This window comes from Chloroflexus aurantiacus J-10-fl (genome assembly GCF_000018865.1).
In the GTDB taxonomy this organism is placed as follows: domain Bacteria; phylum Chloroflexota; class Chloroflexia; order Chloroflexales; family Chloroflexaceae; genus Chloroflexus; species Chloroflexus aurantiacus.
This window is the reverse complement of sequence record NC_010175.1, coordinates 559271-574520: the sequence shown is the minus strand read 5'-3', so window position 1 is coordinate 574520 and position 15250 is coordinate 559271. Positions and strand designations below refer to the sequence as shown.

Here is a 15250-nt window from a genome sequence, read left to right as displayed (position 1 = left end):
TCTCATCCTATTGTGGTGCGCTGTTGTGCGACAGCGTCGTGGATTGCGGCAGAAACCTATGCTTGACATTAAACTCATTCGTGAACAACCCGATGAAGTAAAACGCCGGCTCGCTCGTTGTGGGGTTGATGGGGCAGTCGTCGATCAGGTGCTGGCTTTTGATGAACAACGCCGACGCCTGATTTATGAGGTGGAGACGCGCAAAGCTGAGCGTAATACCGTCTCGAAGCAGATTGGTGCGATGAAAGACCCGGCTGAGCGGCAGGCAAAGATAGATGCGATGCGCCAGTTGGGTGATGAAATCGCCGCGCTCGACCGGCAACTGGCCGAGGTGGAAGAGCAGCAGCGGGCAGTGATGCTCGAAATTCGCAATCTGCCCCATCCTGATGTTCCCGATGGGGTTGATGATCGCGACAATGTGGTGATCTATCAGGAGGGTGAAGAGCGGCAGTTGCCCTTCCCGGCCCGTCCGCACTGGGAATTGGGTGAAGCGTTAGGCATCATCGATTTTGAACGCGGGGTGAAGCTGGCCGGTTCCCGTTTCTACGTGATGCGTGGGGCAGGCGCCCGCCTTCAGCGCGCTGTTATTCAGTGGTTGATCGATCTGCACCTGGAACAGGGTTACCAGGAAGTGTACACACCCTTTGTGGTCAAAGAGTCGGTGTTGTGGGCATCAGGTCAGTTGCCGAAGTTCCGCGATAACCTCTACCGCGACGAAGAGTCGGGTTTATGGCTGGTGCCAACGGCAGAAGTTCCGTTGACCAGTCTCTACGCCGATGAAATCCTCGACGCGAGTCAGTTGCCGATCTATCACGTTGCCTATACGCCCTGTTTCCGCAAAGAGCAGCTTAGCGCCGGGCGTGATGTGCGTGGTATCAAGCGCGGCCATCAGTTCGACAAGGTTGAGATGTATATGTTCGTGACGCCTGATCAGAGCTATCAGGCGCTCGAAAAACTGCGCCGCGATGCTGAAGAGTGTGCCCGCCGGTTAGGATTGCCGTTCCGCACTAAACTGCTCTGTACCGGCGATCTCGGTTTTGGTTCAACCAAGACCTACGACATTGAAGTTTGGGCGCCGGGTGTGGGCGAATGGCTTGAAGTCAGTTCGTGCTCGAATGTGGAAGCATTTCAGGCCCGACGCGCCAATTTGCGCTACCGACCTGAACCGGGAGCAAAGCCTGAGTTTTTACACACGCTGAACGGTTCAGGATTGGGGTTACCGCGCACAATCATCGCGATTATGGAGAATTATCAGCAGGAAGACGGAAGTATCCTGATACCTGAGGTGTTACGGCCATATATGGGTGGTATGGAACGGATCGGGCCATAAGCTGCGATCCGCATCAAGCAGGAAACGACGCCTATGCCGGTTGTGATTCAGCTCACCAGCGCAATGCACGGTGGTACCAGTCCGAGTTGTGGTACCGGTGATCATAGCAGTTGTGGGCCAGATTGTGGGTGTGGTTGCCCATACACCGGGATGGTCGAACGAGGTCGGGTGGAGCCGGTAGCGCTGATCGAACAGCGCTACCCCGGCCAGTGGCTGGCATTGGTGATTCCTCCCGGCGAAGACGAAGAACATCCTGAGCAGGCGATGCTGGTTGCCTACAGCACCGATCCCGATGAGGTCTGGGATGCGGTGAGTCGAATTACCTTCAACCAGGTTGTCCACGTCTATTTTAATGGGTCGCTGGCCGATTATCTGGCCTGGGCTGAAGCTGAATGATCATGCTGACAGTAAGCGATTATCTGGCGCAACCGGTTGTTTCGCCTGACGTTAGTATTCGCTACGGAGATCACCCCGATCAGTTTGGCGATCTGTATTTGCCTGCACAGGTACACCCGGCGCCGGTCGTGATGATGATTCATGGCGGCTGCTGGCAGGCCGCTTACCCCCTCACCCCGCTTGGTGAGTGTTGTGCAGCGTTACGCGCACGCGGTTATGCCGTGTGGAATCTGGAGTACCGTCGGCTGGGGAATGGTGGCGGGTGGCCGTCCACGTTTCTTGACGTTGCTGCCGGTGCCGATCATCTGCGGGTATTGGCGGAACACTATCCGCTCGACCTGAATCGGGTCGTGGTTGTTGGCCATTCAGCCGGCGGACATCTGGCACTCTGGCTGGCTACGCGGCCAAAACTTCCTCCCACCAGCCCATTGTACATCCCCCATCCGTTACCGGTACACGGTGTGGTGGCACTGGCGGCAGTTGCCGATCTACGCCGGGGTGTCACCGCTACGGCCTGTGGCACTGCCTGTCTGGAACTGATCGACAACGAAGAATCACGCTGCGCTGAAGCATCACCTCACGCACGTCTACCACTCGACATACCACACTATCACCTCGTGGGTGGTGATGACCCGATTGTACCGGCCTCGTATGTGGCGGCTTTTGTTGACGCCGCCCGTCAGGCTGGCGATCTGGCACACCTGACTATCGTGCCCAAATGTGGCCACTTTGAACTCACGACACCCCATAGTCAGGCATGGCAAACCGTCGTGCAGACGATTGACAAGGCATGTTCCCTAAATCGGTCTTAAGGCGGATAGACGCCTGTATCTTGATTTGCTATACTTTTCACAGGTCGAGCGATGGAGCAACAGACATCGCCCGACATGTATCCTCCCAATCCTCACTGTTGCTCCCCATAATCCCCTTACGGCCACCAGAAAGTGGCCGTTGCCACATGTGTAATGGGTCGCGGCGGCAATGCCCCGCGACCCGCACCGCTTTTTATGCGGTATAATAAAAAAGTCATGCCGGTCGTTCCAAGGTGCGTTATACTAGATACAATAAGAGTACGGTAGAGGAGTGACGTGTGTTAACCTCGGATGAGTTAACGCCAACCAGCGACAGTTACGCTCAACGGGAGATGGAGATACTGCGCCGTGAACTGAGTGAAGCTCAGGCGCTGATCCGAACGTTGCGTCGTCAATTGGAGAAGGCGATAGCCGCGGCGCAAGAAGCCCAACGTGCTCATGCCAAGATGGTTGAGACGCTCACCGAGACGATGCGCGAAAACACTGTGCTCTGTCACGAGCGAGATATGTGGCGTGCCCGCGCCCAACGTCTCGAATCTTCGTTGCACGAAGAGATTCGACCAGGGGCGGCAATTGACATTAGTTCGCTGGTTGGTCAGATCAGTGAAGATGAAGCAAACGCCATTCGCAAAGCGATGGCACGCCTGCATCATCCAGATGTTGGTGGCGACCCGGAGCGGATGAAGGCGTGGAACGCAGCGCTCGACCGGCTGTTTCGACAGTAGAGGCTGCCATATCCGTTGCCCACACCTGATGAACGCACGGTATGCTGTTGAATATTCCTCGTTACTGCAAGGTACCTCCTCATTCGTTGCGGTGTAGTCATTAGCTTTGTAATATCAAGTCTTGTTCATCCCTGGCGGGCACCCGATATGGGGTGATCCGCGATTAACCATCCCCTCCGCGACGATCCATGGGGATGCACCTGCATCATACGGATGGGCGGGTTCGGTAGGGGCGGGTTCTCAACCCGCCCCTACGGATGTGGCATTATCCCATTCACGGTGCCATACACGGGATGCGGTGAAAGCGAGAGTACGGCCTGGTGCGTGCCGTGCAGATGTGAGACGCGCTGTGACGTTCGGTGCGTGTGGCGGTAGGGCGGGTTCCGCGCCTGCCCCTGCTGCCCGTCTTCTTTGTGACGAGACGATCCGTGGGGTGCACCTGCATCATACGGATGGGCGGGTTCGGTAGGGGCGGGTTCTCAACCCGCCCCTACGGATGTGGCATTATCCCATTCACGGTGCCATACGCGGGATGCGACGAAAGCGAGAGTACGGTCTGGTGCGTGCCGTGCAGATGTGAGATGCGCTGTGACGTTCGGTGCGTGTGGCGGTAGGGCGGGTTCCGCGCCTGCCCCTGCTGCCCGTCCTCTCCGTGACGAGACGATCCGTGGGATGCACCTGCATCATACGGATGGGCGGGTTCGGTAGGGGCGGGTTCTGAAACCGCCCCTACGGATGTTGCATTATCCCATTCACGGTGCCATACGCGGGATGCAACGAAAGCGAGAGTACGGCCTGGTGCGTGCCATACGGATTTACGATGTAGCGATGACCTTCTGGCTGAATTGATGTTATGATGAATCATAGCACGTATCCGTTATGCCCCTGGAATAACGCACCATGACTCTTGCGCACGAATCGGTCTGGATACTCGGTGATCAACTCAGCCCCCACCATCCCGGTCTGGTAGCCGGAAGGCGGGTCGTGATGATCGAGTCGCTGGCCCGTCTCAATCAGCGACCGTATCACCGCCGCAAACTTGTGCTCATCATCAGTGCAATGCGTCATTATGCCGGCGAGTTACGCGCCGCCGGGTATGAGGTTGATCTGCGCTCTGCGCCGGATTTTCTCAGCGGGTTGCGCGATCATGTTGCGACCTTCGGGGTGCGCCATTTGATCTGCATGGCTGCCGCCGAGTACGACACCCGCCAGTTTCAACAACGCCTGGAACACGATCTGGGCATTCCCGTCACCATGCTACCCAATACCCTCTTCCTGGTGGAACGCCACCCGCCGACCCGTTCACCGGCACTGATGGAGCCATTCTACCGGGCAATGCGTCGACAGACCGGTCTGTTGATCGAGCCAGATGGCGAACCGACCGGCGGTGTCTGGAATCTCGATCACGAAAACCGGCGGCGCTACGATGGTCGTCCGGTTCCAGCACCGGTACGTTTTCCGGCAGATACGATCACGCAGCAGGTGATTGCCGATCTGGCGCGCAGTTGTCCGAATGCCATCGGTTCAGCGGATGATTTTGATCTGCCGGTAACGCGAGCGCAGGCGCTGGTTGCACTTGACGATTTTATCGCGCATCGGCTCGCCGACTTTGGCCCGTTTGAAGATGCGATGAGTGCCGATCACGACCTGCTCTTCCACTCCCAGCTCTCGCCGCTGCTCAACATTGGCCTGCTCGATCCGCTGGAGACAGCAACTGCCGCTGTAGCGGCGTATCACGCGGGCAAAGCTCCGCTGGCGTCGGTCGAAGGTTTTGTACGGCAGATTATCGGCTGGCGTGAATACATCTACTACCGTTACTGGGAATTGATGCCCGATTTGTTGTCGGCTAATGCATGGCAGGCAGAACGACCGTTGCCGGGCTGGTACTGGCATGGCGAAACACGGATGCACTGTTTAAGCTGCGTAATCAAGAAGGTATTACGCAGCGGTTATTGCCATCATATCGAGCGGCTGATGGTGCTGTGCAACTTTGCGCTGCTGGCCGGAATCCGTCCCCAAGAGGTAAACGCCTGGTTTCTCGAATGCTACATTGATGCGTATGAGTGGGTTGTCACGCCCAACGTGATCGGCATGGGCTTGAATGCCGATGGCGGACGGACTGCGACCAAGCCTTACCTTGCCAGTGCAGCGTATATTGACAAGATGAGTGACTACTGTCGGGGATGTTTTTATGACCGTAAAGCGCGTATCGGGCCACGCGCATGCCCATTCAATACGCTGTACTGGCATTTTCTGATTGTGCATGAAGCCACACTTCGTGCCAATCCACGGCTGGGGCCGGCAGTACTCGGCCTGCGCCGGATCACTGAAGCGGAGCGCCAGGCGATTATGGCTCAAGCGGCGACCATTCTGGCGCAGATCGAAGCACTGTGAGGGGGCTGGCATCAGCTTAAAGGAGATACCTGTTGACAAGTGGCGAACTAATGACGGAACATACTTATGCCCAACAACTGCACCGCGCTGGCGTGCGTTGCCGGTGAGCTGAAGTTGTTAGCTTAATCCAAGTTGCCACCTTTATCAACACAGAGGCACAGAGGACACAGAGGATGGGCATAATCCGAGTGGCTACATCAAAGCGCGAAGTCGTGCGGCTATGGGAATTGGCTACTACCCACATGGTTCATACGTTTACGCCTCACGGTGTTGTGTGCAGCGTCGTGCTGTTCATTATAGCAGTCAGCTTACGTGGCCTGCTCACAGCGTAGGCGGCAACTTGGGTTAGCTCAACTGACCGAAGCGTAGACATCGGCTAAGGAAACACTGAATAATAACAGCACGATTTTTTGATAACACGATACATCATTTGCGAGGATGCAGTTGAACATTCCAACCTTTGAGAAGGCAGATAGTAGAATGGCTGTGAGGATTTAACAAAATGACAACAAACACTCAGCAGACACAAGCGGATTTGATAAAAGCTATTACTGACATCGCTACTACCCTACCGATGGCGCAGGTCATGCAACTGTACCAATTTGCGCTATTCCTGAAGATGCATCCACTACCTGAAGAGATGTTTTCAGAAATACTGGCAGATGAAGCTTTATGGGAGTCTCAGTTCGCATCGACTGACGATAGCAAGCTGGCTGAATTGATAGATGTGATTGAAACCGAAATCAATGAAGGAAGAACTCGGCCAATGTTCGATGAGCATGGCGAATTTCTGGAATATCAATGAAGTCGCAAACAACGACATTGTTTTGACCAAACCAGAACCTGTTTCAAAAAATATCTACATATGAAGGTATCTCATTCATTGCCGACCGATTCCATGAAGCACACCCGACATCTGCGTGACCAGCCGGGTCAACGGCGTACCATGCACCGGATCGTAAGCACGGCTGCTGCGGCAGCCATGCTGCCGTACTCCAAACGATGCAACACGCGGGTGATGGGCGCACAAGGCAACCAATTCAGCGCGTGATGGTACTGGAGATGGTTATTAGAGTGCGATAGCACAGCTTTTTATGAAAGAAGTTCTAACCCTTGCTCGCCGTTGCTTCAGGCGACTACATTCCACGGGAACACATTTGCAGGCGAAGTGTGGCAAAAATCTGCCCGGCAGCTTCCTGATGAGGCAGAAAGCGCATTAGATCAAACATTCTATCCGCCCCTGAACTGGCGCCAACACGGCTTCCACCCTCTCCATATGGACGGGCAGCGCTGGCTATGTACGCGCATGCTATAGCGAGTTGCTCTATTGGGGCCTGGATGGGGTCGGCTCCGATCATTATGAGTAACATCCGTCCGTAGAAGGTTAACATCGGGTTCGGCGGATGCTATATTGAGATTGTTGCACCAGGGCCAGGTGCGGATCGGCTGCCGCCGGGGGAGGAATGCCGACCGCAGGTCTTGAAGATGCAAACCAAACAGTGCTATAATCCAGGTAACAGTTATATCGTCATATTTAGTCAAAGGAGACAGCTATTAACGAGTTGCGCACCCACGACGGAAAACGCTTATACCCAACGGCTGTACCACGCCGACGCGCATTGCTGGTGGGGGCTGAAATTGCCAGCATGCGCAGTCCCTGGCCGGTCGAAGACTCGCTCGATGAGCTGGCGTTGCTCGCGCAGACGGCGGAGCTAGAGGTGGTCGGTCGTATTTTCCAACGTCTGCCCGAACCACAACCAAAGTTTTTCATCGGCCCCGGTAAGGTCAAAGAGGTGGCTGCGTTGCGCGAGCAGACGCAGGCCGACCTGATCGTGTTCGATGATGAACTCAGTCCGGCGCAGACCCGTAACCTCGAAGAAGAGCTTCAGACCCAGGTCATTGATCGCACGGGGTTGATTCTGGATATCTTTGCCCGCCATGCGCGTACTCACGAAGGGCGGCTTCAGGTTGAGCTGGCGCAGTACCAGTATCTGCTGCCGCGTCTGCGTCGTCAGTGGACGCACCTTGAACGTCAGGCCGGTACCGGTGGTACGGCGGCAGGTGGTGTGGTTGGTCTCCGTGGCCCTGGTGAGACGCAGCTTGAAATTGACCGCCGGTTGATCGAGCGGCGGATTGCGTGGTTGAAAGATCAGTTGGCCGATGTTCACCGCCACCGGGAATTGTACCGCCAGCGCCGGCGGCAAACCGGTATTCCGGTGATTGCCCTTGTTGGCTATACCAACGCCGGCAAGAGCACGCTGCTTAATGCAATGACCGGGGCTGACGTGCTGGCAGAGGATAAGCTGTTCGCCACGCTCGACCCAACCACCCGCCAGGTGCTGTTGCCCGGCAATATTGTGGCGTTGATGACCGATACGGTCGGTTTCATCCAGAAGCTCCCGCCGCAGCTCGTGGCTGCGTTTCGGGCTACGCTGGAGGAGATCGAGGAGGCGGATCTCCTGCTGCACGTGGTTGATGTCACGCATCGCAATGCCCAGGAACACGCCCAAACGGTTGAGCAGACGCTGCGGGAGTTGGGGGTGGATCACAAGCCGGTTTTGACCGTGCTCAATAAGATTGACTTGCTCGAAGGGGCGACGGCGGAGGATGTCGGGCAGATTGCGGCTGAGATGGGTTTGCCAACCGATATTGTCGCTGTTTCGGCCCAACGAGGGTGGGGGCTGCAAACGTTGGGTGAGCGCATTGTGGCGATGCTGGCCCAGCGTATGGTGCGGGTTGATGCCTATATTCCCTACCAGCGGAACGATCTGGTTGCGCTCTGGCGGCAGCGCGGCGTTATTGAGGTGGAGGAGTTTGAGGGTGATGGTGCCCATATCGTCGGGCGCTTGCCTCCGGCGCTCGCTCCCCAGTTTGCCCGCTTTGCCCGTAGCTCGTTGTGAGTGGAAAAACGGTCTGTACCCGCTCTGGGTAATGAAGCAGAATGCACGTCAATTGTGGGATGTGGTTCGACGATTGACGTGCGTTCTGCGTTATCGTGATGTGTACCGATTAGACAATCTGGCCGGTTATGCTGCGCTATCTCCGCCTGTTTGTTCTCTTTGTGCATAACAGTTTACAAATCGCGCTAGAGTATCGGGTCAACTTTTTGACCTCGCTCTTCCAAAGTGTGCTCTGGTTGTTGTGGGGTGTGCTGGGCACGCTGGTCTTTTTTCAATTTACCGGTACCCTCGGTGGCTGGACGCTGCCCCAGGCGCTGCTGGTGGTCGGCATGTTCCGCATTTTTGAGGGTTTGATTGACGGGATCATGCGGCCCAACATCACCCGGATCGTAGAACACATTCAAAAGGGAACGCTGGATTTTGTGCTGGTGAAGCCGGTTGATAGCCAGTTTATGGCGTCCCTGCGCCAGATCAATCTGATGGTGTTGCCTGATTTTCTGGTCGGCTTCGGTCTGATTATCTACGGTCTCTGGCTTGGTCAAATCTGGCCGACGCCATTCCAGCTCCTTGCCTTCCTCTTCTTGCTGGCCTGCGGTATGGTGATCGCGTATGCGATCTGGATGTTGCTGGTCACCACCGCCTTCTGGCTGGTACAGGTCGAGAATGTCACCGAGCTGCTCACTGCGATCTATGAAACCGGTCGTTTTCCGGTGACAGCGTACAGCCAGTGGTTGCGTCTGGTGCTGACCTTCGTGATTCCGATTGCCTTTTTGACCACCTTTCCGGCGGCAGCCTTAATCGGCTTACTCGATCCCTTCTATCTGTTACTGGCGCCGATTATCGCCGGTATCCTCTTGCTGGCGTCACGCGCTTTCTGGCGGGTTGGTCTGCGCTCGTATACCAGCGCTTCGTCGTAGCGCTGCTGCGTCACCGCTGAACAACCCGCCGCTACCAACCGCTTACCCTCAGTCTGCGACCGCCAGGCCCAGGGCTTCACGGGCTGCGCCGACGACGAACAGCGAGCCGGTGACACAAATCAGATCGTCCTGTTCCGCCAGCGCCTGCGCGGTCGCCAGCGCTTCAGCCACGACCGGCACAATCTGCATTGGTGCGTTGGTAAAGGGGGCAACCTCGGCGGCAATCCGGTCGAGATCCATCGCTTTGGGGTGGTTCGAGCGGGTGATAATCACGTGGGCTGCCTGCGGTGCCAGGGCAGCGGCGATAGCCGCAATGTCTTTATCGCGCGAGGTACCGAGCACGAGAATAAACTGCCGATGCGGTAGCTCGTCGCTAATGGCCTGCCACAATTTCTGCGCCGAGTCGCCGTTGTGGGCGCCGTCGATAAGGATACGGGGCGGGCCGGCAATCAACTCGAAACGTCCCGGCCACCAGGCTTCGGCGAGACCACGCCGGATGGCCTGGTCATCAATCGGCACTCCCTGATCACGCAACAGCAGGGCAGTCCCCATTGCCAGACGAGCATTTTCGCGCTGGAAGCCACCGCGCAAGCGCCCCGGTTGCGGTGGGGCCGGATAGGTGAGCGGTTGACCAGACGCCAGCCACGGTTCAACCGTGTGTTCAGCGGCCAGCCAGAGCGGGGCACCGACCGTCTGGGCTTCGGCGGCGAAGACAGCGGCTGCTTCCGGGTGTTGTGGTACGGTAATCGCCGGTCGGCCTGGCCGCATAATACCCGCTTTGTTGTAGGCAATGTCGTGCAGCGTTGGCCCCAGAATCGCCATGTGGTCGTAGCTGATCGACGAGATCACCGCGATGAGTGGAGTAATGGTCGCCGCAGCATCGAAACGACCCCCCAGACCGACCTCAACGACCGCCAGATCGACGTGAGCTGCTACAAAATGGCGCATCGCCATCACAAACCCAATGTCAAACGTACTGGGACGACCGTAGGTAGCGGTGTCAAAGGCGTCAACAATCGGTTGCACATCCCGCACAAGCTGAATCAGCGTCGCCTGAGAGATCGGTTCGCGATCAATCTGGATGCGTTCGCGATACGAGCTAAGGTGGGGCGATGTCCATAAACCCACCCGTAAACCGGCGGCGCGAGCCATAGCTTCAATCAAGGCGCAGGTACTCCCCTTCCCTTTGGTACCGGCAACGACAACCGCCGCCAGTTGTTGATGTGGATTCCCGGCAATGTCTAGTAATGCCCTGAGCCGGGCCAGCGATCGCGCCGCAATCGCCGGATCGGGTGACCCCTGACGAGTAGGATCGATAAAACTGTAGATGTAATCGAGAGCTTCCTGATAGGTTGTAATCTGCATATCCTGCTTTTCCTGCCCTGTGCTTGCCCGGAACCAGCCGGTAACCGCAACAATTTATTGATCCATCATACCATTGACCGGAAGGTGGTGGTGGTCTGAGATGGCATTGCTCGCGATCCGTCAGTGACATCAGCCGTAGGGTGCGCCGGGGCAAACCTTCGCCCTGTGCCAGGGAGCAGAGCACAACTGGCGCTGAATATTGCTCCTGCACGTGCAGGCACATCCAGAGAGGGGCGGAACGAGATTGACAAGCTGCGTCATATCGTCTATGCTGAACGACACGAACAGGTGAGCGGAGGAGAGCGATGACACTCAATCTGGCTGCGCTGAGTGAACAATTGCGGGCAATGGGGCAAAATGCCGCCCGTTCGGTTGCACAACGAGAGACGCGGATGGCACAGATTGCCACACGCTATCTGAACGAGGTGGGGTATGAGCAGCGTTGGGCGGATGCTGTGCGCCTCAGTGCAACCTCGGCGCACTGGTTGCTGGCCGAACCGGTTGAACCGCTCGATACCATCGGTCGGATAGAGACCCTTCCTACCGATTATGCGGTCGTGGCCACTGACGGCTCGCATATTGATGTGGATCGGCATGGCGAGGTCAGTTGCTACCTGATCAACATCGGCCAGGTCTACCTGCGCTACGGTGCGCACCCGGAAGCGTACCTGGAGTCGTCACCACGGCTCTATTTCAGCGAGGACGACCTGTACCTTCACGAGGATACTCGTCGTATCCCGGTAGAGGGGGCTGTGTTAAGCGTGCGTCGTGATGTCGAAGAGGGCGTGGCATTAGGCCGGTTTGCGGCAATGTACCTCAACGATACAACCATTCCCCGGCTGGCGCTCCAGGATGGCACATTAATCCGTTGGGCACTGGCAAATGCCGACGAGTTCATCCGTGATCATTTTTTAGGTCAGTACCTTAATTACCTGGAGCAGATGCGGAAGATCGGTATCCCGGTAGCATCGTATATCAGTCGCACCCGCTCGCCGGAGGTGATGGGACTAATGCGACTGATGTTCTGCCCGGATGTGAATGTGCCCGCGCAGCGCGGGGCAAATTGTGCGCAGTGTAGTGATGCGAAACAAGGCAAGACGCCATCGTGCATGATTTGCCAGGATGTAATCGATGCCGATCTCTTTGCCACCAGATTGCAAGAAGGTGAGCGCAGCCCGATCTTTCGCTCGTGGAGTCGGATCAGCATCGAAGGGTATGGCGATCATCAAATACATTTCTTCTTCCTGCGGATTGGGCGCGAGCTGGCGCGGATCGAAATACCGGCGTGGGTTGCCGGCCAACCAGATATGGTTGCACAGGTGCATGCTCTGGTGTACGATCAGGCAATGCGCGGTCAGGGCTATCCGGTCGTATTGCAACGTGCCCACGAACAGGCTGTCATTCGCAGTGCCGAGCGGCGGGTCTTCGAGCAGATGGTAGCCGGGGTTTTGCGCCAGGCTGAGGTACCAACCGGTGTTTCGGCAAAGCGTGAGCGTAAGCAGTTTATTCAGGGATAACCTATGCAATCAGAAGCACAGAATGGTCGGATCGGCGAGGTCATCGAGTCGTCAACCATCCATTTCGTGGCTGCGACGTATGAACTCCTCGCCTCGCCACCGTTTGGATCACTGGTACGGGCAACCACGACCGATCAGGGATTGCACGTCTACGGATTGATCTACGATATTCATACCGGCAGTCGCGAGCCGGGTGGTCGGGCAATCGTGCGCGGGCGAACGTACACCGGGCGTTATTTGTACGACGACGAGATTTATCGCGCCCATCCCGATCTGAGTGTCGTGTTGCAAACCGAATTTACGGCGTTGATTGTCGGCTATACCCTGCATGGGCGCTTGATCCAGCGCCTGCCACCACAACCGCCACCCGTCCACTACTCGGTGTATCCTTGTCCGAACGAGGAATTAGCGGCGTTTGGTGATCATCTGGACTTCTTGCGAACTGTGTTGCTGGCACCTGGCCTACCCGCCGACGAGTTGTTGACAGCGGCGGTACGGACGATTGCTCTGGCCCGACGTGATGGCCCGACCTACCTGGTGCGGGTCGGTCGTGAACTTGCCCGGTTGCTGAAAGATGACTATGATCGGTTGACAGCACTACTGCACCGTTTGCGTCCCTGATGTGATAAGACACTTCCTTAACAGAGTTGTGATCGCCTTGCAAGAGAATGAATGGAAAAAGCCATGCTCCTCCTCGATGCTGCCTTTCAGGTTGATGCCAATCCACTGCCCGGTGCTGCGGAGGTCGCAAAAGCTGCGGAAGCACTCGGTTTTGCCGCACTCTGGGCACCAGAAACAGCGCACAATCCGTTTCTGGCTCTGACCATCGCTGCCGAGCATACGCAACAGTTAACCATTGGCACGGCAGTGGCAATCGCATTCCCGCGTAGCCCAATGGTCACGGCGCAGATTGCGTGGGACCTGGCCGGGTTCAGTGGTGGGCGTTTTGTTCTCGGCCTGGGCACCCAGGTCAAAGCCCATATCGAACGCCGCTTCAGTAGCGTATGGGATTCGCCCGTCGGACGGCTGCGCGATTATATCGGTGCGCTACGCGCCATCTGGCACTGCTGGCAGACCGGGGGGAAGCTCGATTACCGTGGCCAGTACTACCAGCATACACTTATGACGCCGTTCTTCAGCCCTGGCCCTATCGCCCATCCCGACATCCCGATCTATATCGCCGGTGTGAATACCGGGCTGGCGCATCTGGCCGGTGAGGTGTGCGATGGCTTTCACGCCCATCCCCTGACCAGTGCCCGCTACCTGCGCGAGGTGTTGCGTCCGCAAATCGCCGCCGGCGCGACGGCTGCCGGTCGCGATCCCTCAGCCTGTGCGATAGCCGGCAGCGCACTCGTCATCACCGGGAACGACAAGACCGAACGCGAGCGGATGCGGGCAATGGTGCGGCAGCAGATTGCCTTCTACGCTTCAACCCCAACCTACCGGGCCGTTTTATCCTGTCATGGATGGGATGCGGTAGGTGAAGAATTATCGCGTCTGGCAGCCCAACAGCGCTGGGCCGAGATGACCGGTCTGATCGATGACACCATGGTAGCAACCTTTGCCGTCGAAGCCGATCCTGCCGATCTGCCGGCGGCCCTCAAGGAACGCTACGAAGGGCTGCTTGATCGAGTCGCTCTCTACATACCGTTTATTCCTGGGGAACGAGATGACTTCTGGCGTCATCTGACAACGTCACTGAATGGTCGGTAGGCGATGGCTGGTGTCTTCTCACAACTCGATCTGACCCCGACTCGGCTCGAACTGGCACGGCGCGCTCGGATGGCGCGTGGCGATCTGATCGATTTGACCAGCAGCAACCCGACGACGCAGGGATTGATCTTCCCTGCCGACATCCTCGCGAATGCAGCCACGCCCTACTGGTCAACCCGCCGCTACCATCCCGATCCACGGGGCGATCTGGCAGCGCGCACGGCCATCGTAACGTACTACGCCCGCCGCTCGCCGCCCCTGATCCTGACGCCCGACGATGTCTTTCTCACGGCCAGCACCAGCGAAGCCTACAGCCTGCTCTTCGCATTGCTGGCCGACCCCGGCGACAACCTGCTGGTGCCGAATGTCACCTATCCACTGTTCGAGTACCTCGCTGCCATGCGCAACCTCGAATTGCGTTCCTACCAGCTTGATGAAGAACGAAACTGGCGGATCAATGCCCGTTCGCTTCGTCGGCTGGCCGATGAGCGAACACGGGCGATTTTGATTGTGTCGCCCCACAATCCAACCGGTGCCATCATCGATGCGTCAATAGCGACGCTCGATCTCCTGGGTATTCCAGTTATTTGTGACGAGGTCTTTGCGCCGTTTACCTATGCTGCACCGACCACGCCACCCCTGGCGGCGCTCCATCCAGAGCTACCGGTCTTCACCCTCAACGGCATCTCGAAACTCTTTGCCCTACCCGACCTGAAATTGGGTTGGATCGCACTCAACCAGCCGGCTCGCCAGTTTGCCGCCCGGCTGGAACTGTTAAACGATACCCTGCTGGGCGCGAATGCGCTGAGTCAATATCTCTTGCCAACCCTGTTTGCTCAAGGCGAACCGTTCGTACAGGCGATGGTCGAACGGGTACGGGCAAACCTGACTCTGGCACTGCAACGGTTTGCCGATCATCCGCGCCTCCGTGCCCGACCGCCTGCCGGCGGCTACTATCTCTTCCCGGCCATTGACGGGTGGGAAGACGAAGAGGCACTGGTGCTCTTCCTGCTCGACCACGGGGTCTTTGTCCATCCCGGCTACTTCTACGGTGACGTGCCGGGTTGCCATGTCATGCTGTCGGCACTCTGCGAACCTGAACGCTTTGCGTTGGGGGTCGAACGGCTCTGTGCGGCGTTGGCGTAAACACTTTCTTTTACACTTGACGACGATTGATCGTA

Annotated in this window: 13 protein-coding genes; 12 read left to right on the top strand and 1 reads right to left on the bottom strand. The window is 57.3% G+C overall.

All coding sequences use genetic code 11. The features are described from left to right. Nucleotides 1-58 precede the first annotated feature (58 nt). The 8 genes from serS to CAUR_RS02230 all read left to right on the top strand — a co-directional run bounded on the left by serS (nucleotide 59) and on the right by CAUR_RS02230 (nucleotide 9474). Complete coding sequence (serS, locus tag CAUR_RS02265; protein ID WP_012256350.1) at nucleotides 59-1330, top strand: serine--tRNA ligase; 1272 nt, start codon at nucleotides 59-61, stop codon at nucleotides 1328-1330. A gap of 33 nt (nucleotides 1331-1363) precedes the next feature. Then, nucleotides 1364-1726, top strand: coding sequence for a hypothetical protein (locus CAUR_RS02260; RefSeq protein WP_012256349.1), 363 nt, complete (start codon nucleotides 1364-1366; stop codon nucleotides 1724-1726). A 2-nt stretch (nucleotides 1727-1728) separates the two neighbouring features. Then, entirely contained in the window at nucleotides 1729-2538 is an 810-nt protein-coding gene (locus CAUR_RS02255; RefSeq protein ID WP_164927833.1) for an alpha/beta hydrolase family protein, read from the top strand. A gap of 278 nt (nucleotides 2539-2816) precedes the next feature. Then, nucleotides 2817-3263, top strand: a complete 447-nt coding sequence (locus CAUR_RS02250) for a hypothetical protein (RefSeq protein ID WP_012256347.1) — start codon at nucleotides 2817-2819, stop codon at nucleotides 3261-3263. Nucleotides 3264-4163: 900 nt separating this feature from the next. After that, complete coding sequence (locus CAUR_RS02245; RefSeq protein ID WP_012256346.1) at nucleotides 4164-5657, top strand: cryptochrome/photolyase family protein; 1494 nt, start codon at nucleotides 4164-4166, stop codon at nucleotides 5655-5657. Nucleotides 5658-6159: 502 nt separating this feature from the next. Then, nucleotides 6160-6462 (top strand): hypothetical protein, encoded by a 303-nt coding sequence (locus tag CAUR_RS02240; RefSeq protein WP_012256345.1) that lies wholly within the window; start codon nucleotides 6160-6162, stop codon nucleotides 6460-6462. 757 nt (nucleotides 6463-7219) lie between these two features. Next, the gene (hflX, locus tag CAUR_RS02235) at nucleotides 7220-8557 is read left to right on the top strand and encodes a GTPase HflX (protein ID WP_012256344.1); all 1338 of its coding nucleotides are present in this window, start codon (nucleotides 7220-7222) and stop codon (nucleotides 8555-8557) included. A 128-nt stretch (nucleotides 8558-8685) separates the two neighbouring features. Beyond that, nucleotides 8686-9474, top strand: a complete 789-nt coding sequence (locus tag CAUR_RS02230) for an ABC transporter permease (RefSeq protein WP_012256343.1) — start codon at nucleotides 8686-8688, stop codon at nucleotides 9472-9474. Nucleotides 9475-9522: 48 nt separating this feature from the next. Here CAUR_RS02230 and CAUR_RS02225 read toward each other — a convergent pair whose 3' ends face one another. Then, entirely contained in the window at nucleotides 9523-10839 is a 1317-nt protein-coding gene (locus CAUR_RS02225; RefSeq protein ID WP_012256342.1) for a bifunctional folylpolyglutamate synthase/dihydrofolate synthase, read from the bottom strand. 305 nt (nucleotides 10840-11144) lie between these two features. Here CAUR_RS02225 and CAUR_RS02220 point away from each other — a divergent pair, with 305 nt between their 5' ends. The 4 genes from CAUR_RS02220 to CAUR_RS02205 are packed head-to-tail and all read left to right on the top strand — an operon-like array spanning nucleotide 11145 to nucleotide 15215. Then, nucleotides 11145-12356: a DNA double-strand break repair nuclease NurA gene (locus CAUR_RS02220; protein WP_012256341.1), complete on the top strand. Its 1212-nt coding sequence runs from the start codon at nucleotides 11145-11147 to the stop codon at nucleotides 12354-12356. 3 nt (nucleotides 12357-12359) lie between these two features. Then, the gene (locus tag CAUR_RS02215) at nucleotides 12360-12977 is read left to right on the top strand and encodes an HAS-barrel domain-containing protein (protein ID WP_012256340.1); all 618 of its coding nucleotides are present in this window, start codon (nucleotides 12360-12362) and stop codon (nucleotides 12975-12977) included. 51 nt (nucleotides 12978-13028) lie between these two features. After that, a complete protein-coding gene (locus tag CAUR_RS02210; protein WP_012256339.1) occupies nucleotides 13029-14069 on the top strand; it encodes an LLM class F420-dependent oxidoreductase in 1041 nt (346 codons plus the stop codon). 3 nt (nucleotides 14070-14072) lie between these two features. Continuing rightward, complete coding sequence (locus tag CAUR_RS02205) at nucleotides 14073-15215, top strand: pyridoxal phosphate-dependent aminotransferase (RefSeq protein WP_012256338.1); 1143 nt, start codon at nucleotides 14073-14075, stop codon at nucleotides 15213-15215. Nucleotides 15216-15250: the final 35 nt, after the last annotated feature.

What these genes read in the sequence shown, in the direction of transcription:
- serS (WP_012256350.1), top strand. Translation starts at nt 59, where the DNA reads ATGCTTGACATTAAACTCATTCGTGAACAACCCGATGAAGTAAAACGC.
- CAUR_RS02260 (WP_012256349.1), top strand. Translation starts at nt 1,364, where the DNA reads ATGCCGGTTGTGATTCAGCTCACCAGCGCAATGCACGGTGGTACCAGT.
- CAUR_RS02255 (WP_164927833.1), top strand. Translation starts at nt 1,729, where the DNA reads ATGCTGACAGTAAGCGATTATCTGGCGCAACCGGTTGTTTCGCCTGAC.
- CAUR_RS02245 (WP_012256346.1), top strand. Translation starts at nt 4,164, where the DNA reads ATGACTCTTGCGCACGAATCGGTCTGGATACTCGGTGATCAACTCAGC.
- CAUR_RS02240 (WP_012256345.1), top strand. Translation starts at nt 6,160, where the DNA reads ATGACAACAAACACTCAGCAGACACAAGCGGATTTGATAAAAGCTATT.
- CAUR_RS02230 (WP_012256343.1), top strand. Translation starts at nt 8,686, where the DNA reads ATGCTGCGCTATCTCCGCCTGTTTGTTCTCTTTGTGCATAACAGTTTA.
- CAUR_RS02225 (WP_012256342.1), bottom strand. Translation starts at nt 10,839, where the DNA reads ATGCAGATTACAACCTATCAGGAAGCTCTCGATTACATCTACAGTTTT.
- CAUR_RS02220 (WP_012256341.1), top strand. Translation starts at nt 11,145, where the DNA reads ATGACACTCAATCTGGCTGCGCTGAGTGAACAATTGCGGGCAATGGGG.
- CAUR_RS02215 (WP_012256340.1), top strand. Translation starts at nt 12,360, where the DNA reads ATGCAATCAGAAGCACAGAATGGTCGGATCGGCGAGGTCATCGAGTCG.
- CAUR_RS02210 (WP_012256339.1), top strand. Translation starts at nt 13,029, where the DNA reads ATGGAAAAAGCCATGCTCCTCCTCGATGCTGCCTTTCAGGTTGATGCC.
- CAUR_RS02205 (WP_012256338.1), top strand. Translation starts at nt 14,073, where the DNA reads ATGGCTGGTGTCTTCTCACAACTCGATCTGACCCCGACTCGGCTCGAA.